10 protein-coding genes are annotated in these 15,323 nt (G+C 74.0%); 9 read left to right on the top strand and 1 reads right to left on the bottom strand.

Annotation, left to right across the window (positions count from 1 at the left end; genetic code table 11):
• Positions 1-38: 38 nt before the first annotated feature.
• The 9 genes from O7606_RS04150 (at position 39) to O7606_RS04110 (ending at position 14,695) form a co-directional block, all read left to right on the top strand.
• A complete protein-coding gene (locus O7606_RS04150) occupies positions 39-1,673 on the top strand; it encodes an extracellular solute-binding protein (RefSeq protein WP_281597675.1) in 1,635 nt (544 codons plus the stop codon).
• A gap of 63 nt (positions 1,674-1,736) precedes the next feature.
• Complete coding sequence (locus O7606_RS04145) at positions 1,737-3,359, top strand: xylan 1,4-beta-xylosidase (RefSeq protein ID WP_281597674.1); 1,623 nt, start codon at positions 1,737-1,739, stop codon at positions 3,357-3,359.
• The gene (locus O7606_RS04140) at positions 3,356-4,045 is read left to right on the top strand and encodes a DUF624 domain-containing protein (protein ID WP_281597673.1); all 690 of its coding nucleotides are present in this window, start codon (positions 3,356-3,358) and stop codon (positions 4,043-4,045) included. Before O7606_RS04145 ends, O7606_RS04140 begins: the two co-directional genes overlap by 4 nt.
• Positions 4,042-6,168 carry an alpha-glucuronidase gene (locus tag O7606_RS04135; RefSeq protein WP_281597672.1) on the top strand — a complete coding sequence of 709 codons (2,127 nt, stop codon included), beginning with the start codon at positions 4,042-4,044 and terminating at the stop codon, positions 6,166-6,168. The genes O7606_RS04140 and O7606_RS04135 overlap by 4 nt, the downstream gene beginning before the upstream one ends.
• Before the next feature lie 553 nt (positions 6,169-6,721).
• On the top strand, positions 6,722-10,090 hold the full coding sequence (locus O7606_RS04130) for a hypothetical protein (protein ID WP_281597671.1): 3,369 nt from the start codon (positions 6,722-6,724) through the stop codon (positions 10,088-10,090).
• A gap of 198 nt (positions 10,091-10,288) precedes the next feature.
• Positions 10,289-10,591 (top strand): DUF6403 family protein, encoded by a 303-nt coding sequence (locus O7606_RS04125; RefSeq protein ID WP_281597670.1) that lies wholly within the window; start codon positions 10,289-10,291, stop codon positions 10,589-10,591.
• Positions 10,584-11,951 (top strand): hypothetical protein, encoded by a 1,368-nt coding sequence (locus tag O7606_RS04120; protein WP_281597669.1) that lies wholly within the window; start codon positions 10,584-10,586, stop codon positions 11,949-11,951. Before O7606_RS04125 ends, O7606_RS04120 begins: the two co-directional genes overlap by 8 nt.
• A complete protein-coding gene (locus O7606_RS04115; RefSeq protein WP_281597667.1) occupies positions 11,948-12,907 on the top strand; it encodes a hypothetical protein in 960 nt (319 codons plus the stop codon). The genes O7606_RS04120 and O7606_RS04115 overlap by 4 nt, the downstream gene beginning before the upstream one ends.
• A gap of 174 nt (positions 12,908-13,081) precedes the next feature.
• Positions 13,082-14,695 carry an RICIN domain-containing protein gene (locus O7606_RS04110; protein WP_281597666.1) on the top strand — a complete coding sequence of 538 codons (1,614 nt, stop codon included), beginning with the start codon at positions 13,082-13,084 and terminating at the stop codon, positions 14,693-14,695.
• A gap of 111 nt (positions 14,696-14,806) precedes the next feature.
• Here the strand turns inward: O7606_RS04110 and O7606_RS04105 are convergent, their stop codons facing one another.
• Positions 14,807-15,175, bottom strand: coding sequence for a YciI family protein (locus tag O7606_RS04105; protein WP_281597665.1), 369 nt, complete (start codon positions 15,173-15,175; stop codon positions 14,807-14,809).
• Positions 15,176-15,323 lie beyond the last annotated feature (148 nt).

Raw genomic sequence — 15,323 nt, 5'->3', positions numbered from 1 at the left:
CCCCCAGTTCCCCCACCACCTCCACGAAAGGACGTGCCGTGTTCCGACGAACGTGGCGCCGTACGGCGATAGTCGCGGCCGGTCTGCTCACCCTCGGTCTCGCCGCCTGCTCCGGGGACGCCGCCGAGGCCGAGGACCTCGACGGCAACCGGGCCGGCGCGATGGCCGAGTACGGGCTGGGTGACCAGTTCAAGGCCACCGAGCCGCTCTCCTTCTCCATCATGTACAACAACCACCCGTCGTACCCGTTGAAGAACGAGTGGCTGTTCTGGTCGGAGCTGACCAAGCGGACCAACGTCAAACTGGAGCCGGTGGCCGTGCCGCTGAGCGACTACGAGCAGAAGCGCAGCCTGCTCGTCGGCGCCGGCGACGCGCCGATGATCATCCCGAAGACGTACCACCCGCAGGAGAACGCGTTCGTCTCCTCCGGCGCGATCCTCCCGGTCAGCGACTACCTGGACCTGATGCCCAACCTGAAGGACAAGATCGAACGCTGGAACCTGCGACCGGAGCTGGACACGCTGCGCCAGTCCGACGGCAAGTTCTACCTGCTGCCCGGCATCCACGAGAAGCCCTGGGCGGAGTACTCGGTGGCGCTGCGCGCCGACGTCCTCGAACAACTCGGCCTGCCCGTCCCGAAGACCTGGGACGACCTGTACACCGTGCTCAAGGCGATGAAGGCGAAGTACCCGGCCTCCTACCCGTACTCGGACCGGTGGAGCAAGCCCACCCCGGGCGGGGCGCTGCTGCGGATCGTCGGCGAGGCGTACGGCACCAAGGGCGGCTGGACGTACCAGCACGCCTCCTGGGACAAGGCGGCGCAGAAGTTCGTCTACACCGGCGCGTCCGAGCCGTACAAGCAGATGATCGAGTACCTGCACAAGCTGGTCGCCGAGGGCCTGATGGACCCGGAGAGCTTCACCCAGACCGACGACCAGGCCCGGCAGAAGCTCGCCAACGGCAGGTCCTTCGCCATCACCTCCAACGCGCAGAGCCTGGTCAACGACTACCGGCCGGACCTGGCCAAGACCCAGCCCGGCGCGAGACTGGTCAAGATCCCGCTGCCGGTCGGCCCGGCCGGTGAGATCAACCCGGCCAGCCGGCTGGAGAACGGCGTGATGATCTCCTCGAAGGCCCGGGAGAGCAAGAACTTCGTGGCGATGATGCAGTTCGTCGACTGGCTCTACTACTCCGACGCCGGCCAGGAGTTCGCCAAGTGGGGCGTCGAGGGCACCACGTTCAGCAAGGACGCCGCCGGCAAGCGCACGCTGACCCCGGACGTCGACATGGTCGGCCTGAACCCGAAGGGCGGCAAGCACCTCCAGAAGGACTTCGGCTTCGGCAACGGCGTGTTCGCCTACGGCGGCAAACTCGACCTGGTGCAGTCCTTCTTCTCCGCCGAGGAGATGCAGTTCCAGGACGTGATGAACGCGCGCACGCCGATCGAGGTCGAGCCGCCGTTCCCGTTCACCGACGAGGAACGGGAGCAGGCCACGCTCTGGGAGACGCCGCTGAAGGACCACGTCACCCAGAACACCCTCAAGTTCATCCTCGGGCAGCGCCCGCTGAGCGAGTGGGACGCCTACGTCGGTGAGCTGAAGGGCAAGAACCTGGACAAGTACCTCGACCTCGTCAACAAGTCCCACGAGCGGTTCGAGAAGGAGAACGGCTGACGTCCCGGGCGGGTCCGGCGCTCCCGGACCCGCCCGCCCCGCGCCCACCAGGAGAGGACCACCATGCGGATCCACGTCCCGGACCAGCCGACCGGGCGACTGTCCGACGCGTGGCGGGTCTGCGTCGGCACCGGCCGGTTCGACCTGGCGCTGCGCCGCGACTACCAGGACTCGCTCGCCCTGGTCCAGCGGGAGATCGGCTTCCGGCACATCCGGGGCCACGGGCTGCTCAGCGACGGCGTCGGCGTGCACCGCCCGTACGAGCACCGGGGCGCCCGGCACGTGCGGCACTCCTTCACGTACGTCGACCAGGTCGTCGACGCGTACCTCGAGCTGGGCGTCCGGCCCTTCGTGGAGCTGGGGTTCATGCCCTCCGACCTGGCCTCCGGCGACCAGACGGTGTTCTGGTGGCGGGGCAACGTCACCCCGCCGGAGTCCTGGACGGAGTGGGCCGACCTGGTCCGGGCCACCGTCGGGCACCTCGTCGACAGGTACGGACCGGACGAGGTGCGCCGCTGGCCGATCGAGGTGTGGAACGAGCCGAACCTGCCGGACTTCTGGCAGCGCGCCGACCGGGACGCCTACCACCGGCTGTACGAGGTGAGCGCGCACGCCGTCAAGGACGTCGACGCCGGCCTGCAGGTCGGCGGCCCGGCCATCTCCCCGGGCGCGGACGAGTGGCTGGCCCCGTTCGCCGAGTTCGTCACCGCCCGGGACGTCCCGGTGGACTTCGTCAGCCGGCACGCGTACACCTCCGGCCCGGCGCGGCACGTGCCGTTCGGCACCCACCAGACCCTCGCCCCGGCGGCCCACCTGCTGGAGCAGTTCGCCGCGCCCCGCCGTCACCTGGCCGGCACCGCGCTGGCCGACCTGCCGGTGCACATCACCGAGTTCAACTCCTCCTACCGGCCGGACAACCCGATCCACGACACCGCCTTCCACGCCGCGTACCTCGCCCCGGTGCTGGCCGCCGGCGGCGACCTGGTCGACTCGTTCTCGTACTGGACGTTCAGCGACGTGTTCGAGGAGCAGGGCATCCCGACCGCGCTGTTCCACGGCGGGTTCGGGCTGCTCACCCACCGGCAGATCAAGAAACCCACCTACCACCTGTACGCGTTCATGGCCCGCCTCGGTGACCGGGTGCTGGCCCGGGGCGACGACCACCTGGTCACCCGGGACGCCTCCGGCCGGGTCGCCGTGCTGGCCTGGGCCCCGGTCGACGTCACCGGCCGCGACCCGGTCGACCGGCACGAGGTGGCGCTGTCCGTCCCGCTCTCCGGCGCGACGTCGGCGTTCGTGCTGCGCTCCTCGGTCAGCGAGGAGCACGGCAACGCCTGGCGGGCCTGGGGCGAGCTGGGCCGGCCCGCCTCGCCCCGGCCCGGCCAGCTCGACACGCTGCGCGAGGCCGCCGAGCCGGCCCGTACCCACCGGAGCCTGCCGGTGGCCGGCGGCCGGGTCGCCGTCGACCTCACGCTGAGCCGGCACGAGGTCACCCTGGTCGAGATCACCGCGGTACGCGACGAGACCCCGCCCTGGTGGGACGACGCCCGCCTGTACGGCGACCCCGGCGACGCCGCTCCGGGCAGCGACGCCGACCCGGACAGCGGCGCTCCGGGCGGCGACGCCGCTCCGGGCAGCGGTGCTCCGGGCGGCGACCCCGGCGACGGCGCGGCGGAGCGGCCGTGAGCGACACCGCGCGCGCCGGCCGGCAGGTCGGCGACGGGCCCCTGGCCCGGGGCGCGGCGACCGTGCACATCCTGCTGGTGGTGGAGCTGATGCTGCTGCTCACCACCGCGCCCGGCCTGGTCGGCCTGGTGCTGCTCGACCGCGACCGGAGCAACCTGCCGCTGGCCGCGCTCTGCCTGACGCCGCTCGGTCCGGCTGTCGCCGCCGCCCTCCACACGCTGCGCCACCAGCGCCCGGACCTGACCGACCTGCGACCGGCGGCGGTGTTCCGGCGGGCCTGGCGGGCCAACCTCGGCCCGGTGTCGCGGATCTGGCTGCCGCTGCTGCTGTGGCTGACGGTCGTCGCGGTGAACCTCGCCCACCGGGCCGCCGTGGGCCTGCCCGGCTGGTGGTCGGCGCTGCTGGTCGTCGTCGCGGTGACCGCGCTGCTGGCCGGCGTCAACGCCCTGGTCATCACGACCTGTTTCACCTTCCGGACCCGGGACGTGGCCCGCCTCGCGGCGTACTTCCTGATCCGCCGGCCGGGCGTGACGATCGGCCACGCCGCGCTGCTGGCGCTGGCCGCCGGGGTCGTCGCGGTCGGCTCGGAGGCGGTGCTCGCGCTGCTGGGCGCGGTGTTCGTCGCCCTGCTCCACCGGACCAGCCGCCCGATGATCGACACGATCGAGAAGGAGTTCACCGCGTGACCGAGCCCCGAGACGACGCGTCGACCCCCGGGCCCTCGCCGGACCAGTGGCATCCGGCCTGGCTGCCGGCGGAGGCGTTCGCCGCCCTGGGCGCCCGCCGGGTCCTGGTGAGCGGCGTCGGCCCGCTCGTCGACACGGTGTACGACGAGGTCGCCGCCGCGTGCGCCCGGCACGGCGGCCGGGCCCACCGGTCGACCGGCCCCGCATCCTCCCCCGTCCCCTCCCCCACCGCCGACGCCGCCGCCGGTGACGTCGACCTGGTGGTCGCGCTCACCGACGCCGCGCCCCTGCCCGAGCACGCGGCCAGGGTCGCCGGCGAGGTGGCCGGCACGCTCGGCGACGAGGGTTTCCTGCTGGACCGCTCCGGCGACGTGCCGGCGCTGCTCGCCGACACCCCCGCCGGCCTGCTGTACGGGCTGTTCCACCTGGTCCGGCTCGGCGCGGCGGCGTTCACGCCCGGCCCGCCGCAACGGCACCGCCCGGCGCTGGCCCGGCGGATGCTCGACCACTGGGACAACGTCGACGTGCACCCGGTGATGGGGCAGGTCGAACGCGGCTACGCCGGTGGCTCGATCTTCTGGCGGGACGGGGCCGCCCGGAACGAGCCGGACCGGATCCGCGCCTACGGCCGGCTGCTGGCCGCCTGCGGGGTCAACGCGATCTCGGTGAACAACGTCAACGTGCACGCCACCGAGGCGCGGCTGCTCACCGACCGGCTCGGCGACGTCGCCGCGATCGCCGACCTGCTCCGCCCGTACGGCGTGCGCACGCACCTGTCGGTCAGCTTCGCCGCGCCGATGGTCCTCGGCGGCCTACCCACCGCCGACCCGCTGGACGACCGGGTGCGCGCCTGGTGGGCGCAGACCACCCGGGCCGTGTACGCCCGCATCCCCGACTTCGGCGGGTACGTGGTGAAGGCCGACTCGGAGGGCCAGCCCGGCCCGTTCGGCTACGGCCGCGACCACGCCGACGGCGCGAACCTGCTCGCCGAGGCCCTCGCCCCGCACGGCGGGACGGTGCGCTGGCGGGCGTTCGTCTACAACCACCGGCAGGACTGGCGGGACCGCACCACCGACCGGGCGCGGGCCGCGTACGACCACTTCGCCCCGCTGGACGGACGCTTCCACGACAACGTCGTCGTGCAGGTCAAGTACGGTCCGATCGACTTCCAGCCCCGCGAGCCGATCTCCCCGGTGCTGGCCGCCATGCCGGCCACGAAAATGGCCGTCGAGGTGCAGGTCACGCAGGAGTACACCGGCCAGCAACGCCACGTCTGCTACCTGGGCCCGCTCTGGCACGAGGTGCTGGCCTTCGCCCCGTGGGGGCCGCAGGGTCGTACCGTCGCCGACCTCGCCGCCGGCGCCCCGGCGGGAACCGGGGGTGGCCTGGTCGGGGTCTCCAACGTCGGCGCGGACCCGTTCTGGACCGGGCACCCGCTGGCCCAGGCCAACCTGTACGCCTTCGGACGGCTCGCCTGGGACCCCGCCCTGACGCCGGAGGACATCCTCGACGAGTGGCTCGACCTGACCTTCCCCGCCGGCGCCGTGACCGATCCCGACCTGCTCCGACGCGCCCTGCACGAGATCATGGACGACTCGTGGCGGACGTACGAGCGGTACACCGCGCCGCTGGGCGTGGGCTTCATGGTCAGCCCCACCCACCACCACTACGGCCCGTCCGTCGACGGGTACGAGTACACCGCGTGGGGCACGTACCACTTCGCCGACCGCGACGGCGTGGGCGTGGACCGGACCCGGGCCACCGGCACCGGCTTCACCGGCCAGTACCCGCCGCCCTGGTCCGAGGTGTACGAGTCACCCGAGACCTGCCCCGACGAGCTGCTGCTGTTCTTCCACCACGTCCCGTACGGGCACGTCCTGCACAGCGGCGTCACCGTCATCCAGCACATCTACGACACCCACTTCGCCGGGGTGACCGAGGTGGAGACCATGCGCGAGCGGTGGCGGCGGCTCGCCGGCCTGGTCGACGACGCGCTGCACGCCCGGGTCAGCGAACGCCTCGACGAGCAGCTCCGCAACGCCGTCGAGTGGCGCGACCAGATCAACACGTACTTCTACCGCAAGTCCGGGGTGCCGGACGCGCACGGCCGCACCATCCACTGACCCCGGCCCTCCGGCCACCATGCCCGCGACGCCCGCTCTCCTCACGACCATCCCGTCGTACGGGCAGAGTTCGGCCCCCGACGCCCCTGCGGACACGACTCGCCGGCCGCCGACAGTTGCCTCCGGACAGTGGAACCCTGAACACTGTCCGGTGTGACCACCACCGTCCACCATGCGGACACCAAGCGAATCAAAGTGAAGAAAAACGCACTAGTTGATCTCTAACGCCCCAGGCCAAAAAGTCTCTTCCCCGCGCACGCGGGGGTGATCCCAGCCGCCGCTGAACCCGTTCGGGCACGAACGCTCTTCCCCGCGTACGCGGGGGTGATCCTGCCGCGAGATCAACCGCTATGTCGCTGGTGGCCCCTTCCCCGCGCACGCGGGGATGAGCCCCATCTTCCGGCTGTCGACCGGTACCCGTACCCTCCTCGCCGCGAGTGGGGAAGATCCAGGAACACTCCATGCCCGCCGAGCTCAGAGCCTGATGAGAACACCCTCTCCGAAGGGGCCCGACCGGAAACCCGTTCGGCGTCTGCCACCCCAGCCGGCCACAATGGTCGCCGTGCGACGATCGACGAAGCGGCTGCTCAGTGAACTGGACGCGCTGGCGTACCCGGATCGGATGGTGACCCTGGCCCACCGGGTCCGGGCCCTGGCCGACAGCGGTGACCTGCCGGAGGTGCTGGCCGACCTGCGCGCCGGCGACACGTACCACCGGTTCCTGGCGGTCACCGCCGGCCAGGTCGTCGGCGACCGGGCAGGAGTGCTGGCGGCGGTGGACGACCCGGACCGGTCGGTGCGGGCGGCGGCGGTCCGGGCCGGGCTGCGCGCCGGCTGGCTGAGCGCCGCCGACCTGGCCGGGTTGCTCCGCGACGCCTCCGCCGACCTGCGCCGCCTGGTCTACCGGACGCTGCGCCGGCTGCGTCGCGCCGACCTCGCCGACGCGCTCGTCGACGAGGTCCGGCGGGGCTTCGGCGACGCCGAGGCCGCCGCGCTGCTCCCGGTCTGTGCCCCGGGCCACGTCGGTCGGCTGCTGCCCGACCTGGCGCACGCGGTGGGCAACTGGAAGCCGCTCGCCCGTCGGCACGGCGAAACCCTGCTCGCGTACGCGGAGACGACGCTCGCCGACCTCGGTCCGGCCCGCCGTGCGGGCTGGTGGACGGCCCACGGCCCGGAGCTGCTGACGGTCGCCCGGCGCCACCCGGGGCGGGTGCTCGACCTGCTGGAACGGCACGTCCCGGCCGACCGGCTCCCCGGCGACCTGGTCGACTACGGTCCGCTCGCCGCCGTCGCCCCGCGCCGGCTGCTCGCCCTGCTGACCGCGCCCGCCCGGGCGGGCGGGCTGACCCGCCGTCGGCTGCCCCGGGCGCTACTGCGGCGGCTCGGCCGGCTGCCCTGGCCGGACCTGGTCGAGTTGGCCCGCCGGCTCCGTCGACGCCCCGACGAGCTGCGCCGGCTGCTGCTCGTCGTGCCCCCGGCCGACCGGGGGGCCCTCTACGACGCCGCGCACGCCGACGTGGACACCGACCGCGTACCGCCCAACCCGGCGCTGGTGGCGGCGCTGCCGTACGCCTGGCGGGAGCGGGAGGCCCGGCGGGCGCTCACCCTGGACGTCGTCCGCCTGCACGAGGCGTCGGTCCGGACGTGGAGCGCGCTGCTGCCCTGGCCGGAGGCGTCCGCCGCGCTCGCGCCCGCGCTGCGGGCCGCCGACCCGCAGGACCGCTCCGCCGGCTGGACGCTGCTGCTGGCCGCCGCGCGCCGCAGCGGCGACCCGGCCGTGGTCGCCGAGGCGGTGGCCCGGCTGCCCCGGCTGCGTAACGAGCAGGATCCGGTACGCGCGGCGGCGGTGCTCGGCGCGACGGTCCTGGTCCCGCTGCTGCGCGCCGACTCGGTCGACGCGCTGACCCAGCTCACCGTGGACGCGACGACCGCCCGGGACGCCTCCCCCGGCACCCTCTCCGCGCTCGGCGCCCTCGCCACCCGGGTCCTCGCCCACCATCTCGACGAGCCGGCCCTGGTGGGTTGGGCGTTGGACACCCTCGACCGGCTCTTCGGCGGTCACCGGCTGCCGCCGCTGGGCCAGTTCGACCGGACGCTGCGCCGAGGTCAGGAAGCCCTCGTCCTGACCCGGCTGGGTCCCTGGATCGAAGCCGGCCTGGCACGGGGGAACGCCGCGCCGCTGTTCGCGGTGACCCGGGCGCTGGGCCGGCGGGCCCACCAGCTGCCCGACCTCCAGGAGCTGCTGCGTCGGGCCACCCGCCCCGGCAACGTCTCCGACACCGTCCGGCGGGCCGTCGGGCTGTGGCTGGCCGACCCGAGCACCCGGGACCAGCGGGTCGCGCAGGTCCTCGCCGACGACCCGTCCACCATCACCCTGGACGTCGTGTGGCGTGCGGTCAGCGCCCGCCGCACCGACCTGCTCGACCGGGTGCTGACCGGGCCGCCGCCCGCCGGGGCGTTCCTCACCGCCGGCACCCGCTGGATCCCCGGCCCGCCGGAGCGTCCCGGACGTTGGCTGCCCCGGCAGCGGCAGGCGTACGTGTCGTTGCAGGCCCGGCTGGTCGCGGACGCCGGCACCCCGCTGGCCTACCGGGCCGCGGCCCTCCGCGCCGCCGCCCAGGTGCCGGACGCCGGGCGTGACCTGGTGCTGCGGTACGTCGACTCGGCGAACGTGACTTTGGCCGAGGCGGCGTTGGGCGCGCTGCCCTGGACCGACCGCCCGGAGGAGGCGCTGCCGGTGCTGCTCGCCCACGCCGACACCGACCGGGCCCGGGTCGCCCTGTACTCCGCCGGCCGGGCCGCCCGGTTCGTCCGCCCGTCCGCCCTGCTCGCGCCACTGTCGACGGTGGCGCTCGGCCGGGGCAAGGTCACCAGCCGCAAGGAAGCCCTGCGGCTGCTCGGCCGGTTCGGCCCGGCCGAGGCGATGCCGGTGCTGGTGTCCGCCTGGCAGCAGCCCGACCAGCACCGCGACGTCCGCACGGCGGTCGTCGCCGCCGCCCGGCAACGGCTGGCCGCGCCGGAGAGCTGGATCGTCCTCGACGAGGCCGTCCACGCCGGCCGGGAACAGAGCGTGACCGTGCTGGCGACGTCACCCGACGACGTCCCGGTGCCCGACCGGCCCCGGTACGCCGCCCTGGTCGCCCGTGCCTGCGCCAGCCCGGACCGGCAGGTCGCCCGGTTCGCCTGGTCGCGCCTCGGCCCCTGGCTGCCCTGGCCCCCCGACCTGGGCACACTGGTCACGGCGGCGCTCACCGACCTGACCGACCCGCACCTCTGGCCGTCGCTGCGCCCCTTCGTCGGCGCGTTGCTCGACCATCCCGACCGCCCCGAGCGGACCGTCCTCGACGCCGCCCTGCGCGCCCTCGTGCACGCCGACGAGACCGACCCCGAGCCGGGCGGCCCCGCCGCCGACCGTCCCGCCCGCCGCCGGATGGAGGCCGTCCTCGGCGCGGCAGCCGACTGGGCCGCGTCGGCGGAACCACAGGTGGACCGCGCCCCCGTCCGGGAGGCCGCCCGCGAGTTGGGCCGGCGTTCCGCGTATCGGGCCGGGGCTGCCGGCCTGCTGACCGCGCTCGTCCGGCTCGACGACGACACCGCCGACCAACTCACCGCCGACCTCCTGGAGATCACCGCCCTGGTCGAGGACCGCCCGGCGCTCGCCGCCAACCTGGCGGCGCGTTTAGCCGCCCATTGCGGTCAGCGGACCGCCGGCGCCGCCGACCCGACGCCGATCCTCGACACGGCCCGGCGACTGGCCGCCCGGCACGAGGCCGCCGCCGGCCTGTTCGCGGTCGCGCTCGCCGGCAGGGGAAAGGGTTACGGCTGGTCGGAGCCGTGGCGGGAACTGGTGCACGAGCTGCGCCGGCACCCGGTGGCCGACGTCCGCGACGCGGCCTTCGCCATCACCATGGCAAGGTCATGACCCCTCCCCAGGTACGGGCGAAGGCCGGTCCCGGGTATCCGCTGCGGCGGGGCAAGACCACTTTCCGTACCCCAGCAGCCGGGACGGCCCGGCACGGCGGCCGGGGTAAGCGGGCTTGATCCGGTACGGCAGACTCGGCCGGGTGTCACCTCTCGTGTGTAACCCCGGCGGGCGTGGCCCGGCAAGGACGGTTCGGTCATGTGGCTGACCTGGGTGGGCGGCGGCGTGCTGATCGTCGCGGCCGGGTTCGTGACCGCGTTCGCGCCCCGCTGGCGGGCCCGGGAGCGGGAGCGGCGGGTGGCCTGGTCGACGGCGCGGGCGGCGATCGACAGCGCGGCGGTCAGCCGGGACGCGGCCGGTCGCCCGGTGGCCGAGGCCGAGCGGCTGCTCAGCCAGGCCGAGCTGATCGCCGCCCGACGTGGCGGTTCCGCCGCGGCGCGGACGGCGGCGGAGCACGCCGAGCGGGCCGACCGGCTGTGGCGGGAGCACGCTGATGGCTGACCGGTCCCGCCGGCGCCGGGTCGAGCTGCTGCGCTGGCCGCTGCTCGGGATGGCGGTGCTCGTGCTGGTGGTGTTCCTGCTCGCCCAGCGGCAGAGCCTCGACGTCAGCTACGGGCGCTCGCCGACCACCGCCAACGCGGTCCCGGAGGGGTCGGCCGGCGAGCTGAGCGACGCCAGCGTGCCGACGGTCGCGGAGATGACCGCGCTGGTCGGGGCCGCGCCGGTGGTGCGGCTGCCCGGGGCGGTCGCCCGGTGGGACGAGGCGGCGGTCCGCGCGGCGATCGGCGGGGACGACGTACGGATCCTGGTCGCGCCGCCCGGTCTCGACAAGACGGAACGGGAGCTGGTCCGGGGCGTGGAGAACGCCCGGATCCGGGTGATCGGCACGGAGGTCACCGGCGGCTTCTACGCGGCGACCGCCGACCGGCTGACCGGGTGGCGGGCCCAGTTCGTCGCCGGTGACGTGACGGGCCCGCTGCTGGCCCTGGTCGCCGCGCTGCGCGAGCTGCCGTCCCCGGACGACCGGGACGGGCTGCGCTGGCGGGAGCCGACCGCCCCGGAGCTGGCCGCCGTCACCGCCGACCTGCGCGCCACCGGGTGGCACGTGGCGGACGGCGCGACGCTGACCGGCGTGCCGAAGGCCGCCGACGACGCGTTCCCGGACGCGGCCGGGCTGTACGTGGCGCTGCCCCGGCAGCCGTTCGGCACCCCGGTCCCCCGGTACGGGCCGGCGCTGGCCGGGGCGTTCCCCGGCCGTCCGGTGGTGGTGATGTACGGCTCGTGGGTGGAGTACCACGGCCCCCGGGCGGCCGATTTCGCCGAGCTGGCCGGGGCGAGTTTCTACGCCCGGTTCGCCGAGCGGTTCAGCCGGTACGACTATCCGCAGGACAACGTGCTGCACGCCTGGCTGAACCAGGTGACCGACATCCGCTACGCGGGGTTGTTCGACCGGCCGCTGCCGTACCGGCCGGCGGACCCGCTGCGGGTGGCGCTGCCCGTACTGCCGTGGATCTTCGCGGGTTGTGTGGTGGCGTTCCTCGGGTTGTCCGCCCGGTCGCTGCTGCGGCTGCGGGGCGCGGGCTTCGGCACGGCGGGCGGGCCGGGACCGTCGGCGCGGTTGGCCGCGCTGACCGCGTTGGCCGTGGAGATGTCCCTGTTGACCGACCGGCGCAGCGACCCGGCGTTGACCCGGGGCATCGGTGTGCTCCAGGCGGCCCGCTCCGCGCTGGCCGAGGACCTGCCGGCGGGGCACGTCGGCAGGCTGCTGGACGACGCGGAGGCCGAGTTGGACGCCTGCGCCCGCACGCTGGGCGTTCCCGGCTACCGGCCGGCCGGGTACCTCCAGGGCGGGCTGGCGTGACCGCGCCGCGCCGTCGGGCGGCGGGTCGTTTCCTGGGTACGCCGTTCAGCCTGGCCGTGCTGGGCTGCCTGGTCCTGGCCGGCTGGGCGCTGTGGTCGGGCGGGATCCTCGACGGCCCGGTCGCCCGGGACGTCCGCGTCTCGTCGGTGTACGCCGCGCCCGGGGTCGACCTGGACGAGGCAGCCGCGGAACGGATCATCGGGAACCGTCGCCTGGTCGTCGTGCTGCTGGCCCCGGGGACGGATCTGCGCGACGGCTGCGACGGACTCCACCGGGCCGCCGACGGCACCCTGGTGCTGCTGCTCAGCCGGGACGACGACGAGTTCGACACGTACGGCTGCGCGCTGGTCCCCGGGCGGGACGACGAGAACTTCGGTCGGGCGTTCGTCGCGGAGACCGTCATCGGTCAGGGGACCGACCAGTTCGTCGACCGCCCGCTGGAGGCGATGAAGGTCATCACGATCAACTACGACCGCCTGGTACGCGCGAAGATCGTCCCGGACGGCACCCGGACGATCAGCCCGTCCCTGCCCCGCTACCTGGTCGCGGCGGCGGCGATCCTGGCCGTCGTCGCCGGCTCGGCCGCCGTGTACGCGGCCGGGCTGCGGGCCGGTCGGCTGGCCGACTCGCGGCGGGCGCTTCGGGCCGCCGCCGACGACGCCGACAGCACGCTGAGCGCGGCGACGGCGGTGCTGGCCCAGCAGATCATCGACCTCGACGGGCGACTGCCCCGCCGGGTGGGCCCACCGGGCGGCGCGGCCCCGCGTCCGGCGAACGAGCGCCAGCGCGCCTTCGTCGACGACTACCGGGAGCTGGTCACCGGTTACGCGGAGCTGCTCGACGACCTCAGCACCGCCGAGGCCCGGGACCCGGCCCACCGCGACCGCCTCACCCGACGCATCGATTCCCTGACCCGCCGGGCCACCCACCTCAGCCGCTCCCCCGGGTCGATCTAGGCGTTCTGTCCATGGACGTTGGTGACGGGGTGGGGAGGGTGGGGGTGGGCCACCGGAGCCCTTGACCACATTTATCTACAAGGGTAAATTTGTGCGCCCTCCGGGATGCCTCGTCGGTCACATGGGCGGTGTCCGGCGAGTCCGTCCGCCACCCATTTTCACCGAGGAGCCTGCATGGCACCCACCACCACGCCACCGCGCCCACGTCGCTGGCGGCTCGCCGCGGCGGCCACCGCCGCGCTCGCCCTGATCGGCGTCGACGCGGCGGTCACCGCGCCGGCCGCCTCCGCGGCCACCCCCGACACCGGCGCCACGTACGTGTTCGTCAACCGGCACAGCGGCAAGGCGATGGACCTGTACAACTGGTCCACCGCCGACAACGCCCCGGTCAACCAGTACACCCGCAACGACCTGGCCGTGCAGCAGTGGCGGTTCGTCGACGTCGGCAACGGCTACTACCAGGTCCGCTCGGCGCACAGCGGGAAGGTGCTCGAGCTGCCCAACGCCAACGACGGCGTCCAGCTCGTGCAGAACCCGGCGGTCAGCGGCAACACCCGCCAGCACTTCCGGCTCGCCGACTCCGACAGCGGGTACGTGCGCTTCGTCAACCGGCACTCGAACAAGGCCCTGGACGTCTGGGCGTTCTCCACCGCCGACGGCGGCATGATCTCCCAGTACCAGGACGTGGACGGCTGGAACCAGCAGTGGCAGCTCGTCCGGCTCGGCTCGTCGGGCGGCGACTGCGGCGGCGGCGCGTTCCACGCCGAGGCGGTGCTCAACGGCAGCACCTGGACCGCCCGCAACGGCGGCAGCACCGTCTACACCGGCGCCGACATGCGGGCCGCCGTCCAGGCCGCGATCGGCAGCCTGAGCGCCGGCCGTACGTCGAAGCAGCGGGTCGTGGTGCGCGGCTCCGGAACGATCAGCGCGAACTCGCGGATCTCGCTGCCCAGCTACACCACCATCGACGTGTGCGGCACCATCAACGTGACCGGGTCGGGCTCCGGCGACCAGGCCCCGATCTACTCGCGGGGCGCCACCGAGGTCGAGGTGCAGCACCTCAACGTGACCGGCGCGCCGCTGTACGGGATCTTCATGCGCAACGTCACCAACGTGATCCTCGGCCAGATCGACATGCGGCTCTCCGACGGGCTCGGCGTGCGGATCGACAACCGGGGTGACACCAGCCAGTGGACCCGCAACGTCCGCATCGACAACGTGTACGTCTCCGGCGCGCGTTCGCACGCGGTGGAGACGTACGGGGTGGACGGCCTGACCGTCGGCACGGTCACCGCCCGCAACGTCGGCGAGTCGGGGCTGCTGCTCAACGAGACCATCAACGCCACCATCACCACCGTGGACGCGGAGAACGCGGGCGCGGGCACCGGCTACGCGGCGTTCCGGATGGCCAACCGCAACGGCCGGATCGGCAGCAGCTACCCGACGAACATCCGGGTCGGCACCGTCCGGGCCCGTGGCGGCGGCCGGGGCATCTTCTGCGTGTCGGAGTCCGGTGGCGCGGTGATCGACCGGGTCGACATCGCCAACACCGGCAACAACGCCGTCCTGATCGAGAACTGCTACGGCGTGAGCCTGGCGACCAACGGCGGGACGATCAGCGGCGGCGGCGAGGTGCGGCTGGCGGCGCGCAGCGAGTTCCCCGGCAACCGGGACATCACCCTGCGTAACTTCACGCTGGTGAACAACCGGATCCTGGAGAGCCCCTGCGCCACCAACTTCGTGATCAGCAACGTCGTCCTGTCCAACTCGACGATCAGCCGCTGCTGAGCCGTCCCGGCTGACCGTCCGTCTCCCCGGGGACGCCCACGGCCGACGCCCGCGCCAGCACGGCGGGGCGTCGGCCGTCGGGTTTCCGGGTCGGGAGGACGGGCGGTCGCGTCACCGGCCGGCCCGGCGGAGCATCTCGTCGGTCTCCGGGTCGGCCATGAGCTCCCGGACCTCCTGAGCGCAGCGGCACGCGACGGCGATCTTGGCAGCCCACGCGAGCGCCTCGGCGCGGGAGGCGACGTCGACGACCACGAACCCGCCGATGACCTCCTTGGTCTCCGGGAACGGGCCGTCGGTGACCAGCCCGTCCGTGGTCACGACGCTCGACTGCTGGCGTTCCAGCCCCGCGCCGAACACGAACACGCCGGCGTCCACGGCCTCCTGGGTCACCGCGTGCGCGGCCTTGCCCACGTCGGGCCAGTCCCCGTCGGGGATGTGGTCCATCGCGCCGTCGTCGAACGAGATCAGGTACCGCGTCATCCCACCACTCCCTTGTTCCGGCGGCCTCGACCGGCCGCCCCCGCCTCTGCCACGAACGGCTCGCCGGTGTTCCGACGCTACGCCAGGAGGAATTTCGCGCGGAAGCCGCGCCGCCGGTCGCCCGGGGCGGAAACGCCGGTGGTCCGGC

This window comes from Micromonospora sp. WMMD882 (assembly GCF_027497255.1).
Classification (GTDB): Bacteria; Actinomycetota; Actinomycetes; order Mycobacteriales; family Micromonosporaceae; genus Micromonospora.
The sequence above is the reverse complement of the archived record's forward strand: the minus strand, read 5'-3'. Positions and strand labels throughout refer to the sequence as shown.